Here is a 2,908-nt window from a genome sequence, read left to right as displayed (position 1 = left end):
GATGTTGTCACTTCGATTGAGACCGCCACGCTTCTGGCCAATGACAGCGATGTCGAGGGGGATGCGCTCACGGTGAAAGGGGTTGATGCCAGAAGTGCGCATGACGCGACCCTGACGCTGAACACCGACGGGACCATCAGCTATGATCCCACCGGCGCAGCTGATGTTCAGGCCCTGGCAGAAGGCCAGACCCTGACGGATACCTTCACCTATACCGTCGAGGATGGCCATGGCGGTGAGAGCACCGCAAGTGTTTCAGTGGTTGTGCACGGAACCAATGATGCCCCTGTTGTGGCCCTTGCGTTGCCTGATCAGTCTTCAGCAGAAGATGAGGATGTGAGCTTTGCATTGCCGGAAAATGCGTTCACGGATGTGGATGGTGATGCGCTGACCTTGACTGCGACGCTGGTTGGGGGTGCGGCCCTGCCGGACTGGTTGGCGTTTGATGCGGTCGCAGGGAGCTTCTCGGGCACACCGCCCCAAAACTTCAATGGCATAGTCAATGTAATGGTGACGGCCAGCGACGGGTCTCTATCAGCAAGCGATGTCTTTGCGCTTGATATTACATCTGTCAATGATGCCCCTGTCACGATTACTGATATTGTCGGCACGGGTGAATTCCGCGTCAATGAATTCACCAACAGTTCGCAAACCTACCCGAGCGTGACAGCCCTCGCCAATGGCCATTTTGTCGTCACCTGGGAGTCTGATGATGGACAGCAGGGCGATACATCCGGTTCTGCCATCAAGGCCAGTATTTTTGATGAGAACGGCGTTGAGATCGCCAGCGAGTTCCTGGTGAATGAGTTCACCGATGGCGCTCAAAAGCTCCCGAGTGTAACGGCGCTCGCTGATGGCCATTTTGCCGTCACCTGGGAGTCTCTTGACCAGCAGCAAGGGGATTTATCCGGTTCTGCCGTCAAGGCGGTTATTCTGGACGCGGCTGGAAATGAGATTGTCAGTGAGTTCGTGGTCAATGAGTATACCGATGGCGCTCAACACGACCCGAGTATCACGGCCCTCAGCAATGGGAATTTTGTCGTCACCTGGGAGTCTCATGACGGGCAGCAAGGGGATACGTCCGGCACTGCCATCAAGGCGCGTATTCTGGACGCGGCTGGAAATGAGATCGTCACTGAGTTCCGCCTCAATGAATTTACCAATGGCAATCAATACGACCCGAGCGTGACAGCGCTCGACAATGGCCATTTTGTCGTCACCTGGACGTCTCATGACGGGCAGCAGGGAGATACGTCCGGTGGCGGCATCAAGGCCAGTATTTTTGATGAGAATGGCGATGTGATCGCCAGTGAATTCCTGGTCAATGAATACACAACTCACTATCAAAATTATCCAAATGTTACCACCCTCGCCAATGGTCATTTTGTTGTCACCTGGGCGTCTAAAGGTTCGCAGCAAGGGGATGATGATTATGCCATCAAGGCGCGTATTTTTGATGCGAGTGGCGATGAGGTCGTCAGTGAGTTCCTGGTCAATGAAGTTACCGATGGCTCTCAATGGGACCCGAGTGTGACAGCACTCGACAATGGCGGTTTTGTCGTCACCTGGGAGTCTGGCGACAGGCAGCAAGGCGATGGCTCCGGTGGCGCCATCAAAGCCCGTATTTTTGACGCAAACGGTGTTGCTCAAAACCCCGATCCGATCACCGAAGATGCTGTCGCCCAGATTGAGATAGCCACGCTTCTTGGCAATGACAGCGATGTCGAGGGGGATGCGCTCACGGTGATAGCGGTTTCTGCCACGAGTGCACATGACGCCATCCTGACGCTGAACACCGACGGGACGATCAGCTATGATCCCACCGGCGCGGACGCTGTTCAGGCCCTGGCAGTTGGACAGACACTCGTTGACACCTTCACCTATACCGTCAGTGACGGCAATGGCGGTGAGAGCACTGCAAGTGTTTCAGTTGTCGTACACGGAGCCAATGATGCCCCTGTTGCGGCCCTTGCATTGGAGGATCGCTCTTCCGCGGAAGACGAGGCCGTGAGCTTTGCGCTGCCAGCCAACGCATTCACGGATGTAGATGGCGATGAGCTGACCTTGAGTGCGACGCTGACGGATGGTTCGGCGCTGCCGGACTGGTTGGTGTTTGATGCGGTTACGGGGAGCTTTTCGGGCACACCACCGCAGGACTTCCATGGCATGATCAATGTCACGGTGACGGCCAGTGACGGGTCACTCACAGCCAGCGATGCCTTTGTGCTTGATATCACACCGGTCAACGATGCCCCTGTCGCAGTTAATGATGTTGCGCAAAGCACCACTCCGGTCACAGAAGATGCTGTCACACTGATTGATAGCGCCACTCTTTTGGCCAATGACAGCGATGTCGAGGGGGATGCGCTCACGGTGATAGCGGTGTCTGCCATGAGTGCGCATGACGCGACCCTGACGCTGAACACCGACGGGACGATCAGCTATGATCCCACCGGCGCGGACGCTGTTCAGGCCCTGGCAGAGGGCCAGACACTTGTTGACACATTCACCTATACGGTCGAGGACGGCAATGGTGGTGAGGATACCGCAACCGTGTTCATCGTTGTGCACGGAACCAACGATGCACCCGTTCTGGCCCTCGCATTGTCTGATCGCTCTTCAGCGGAAGATGAAGCCGTGAGCTTTGCACTGCCAGCCAATACATTCATGGATGTGGATGGTGATGCACTGACCTTGACTGCAACGCTGACGGATGGTTCGGCGCTGCCGGGCTGGCTGGTGTTTGATGCGGCTTCGGGGAGCTTCTCGGGCACACCACCCCAGGACTTCAACGGCATGCTGAGTGTCACGGTGACGGCCAGTGACGGGTCACTCACAGAAAGCGGCACCTTTGCGCTTGATATTACACCCGTCAACGATGCGCCGGTCGCGGCCCTTGCATTGGAGG

At 56.4% G+C, this 2,908-nt stretch carries 1 protein-coding gene; it reads left to right on the top strand.

From position 1 onward, the window contains the following. The coding region (locus ACR0BU_RS24610; protein WP_480739559.1) for a tandem-95 repeat protein at nucleotides 1-2,908 on the top strand (2,908 nt) is incomplete at both ends.

The organism is Ruegeria sp. CK2, assembly GCF_056536585.1.
The sequence above is the reverse complement of the archived record's forward strand: the minus strand, read 5'-3'. Positions and strand labels throughout refer to the sequence as shown.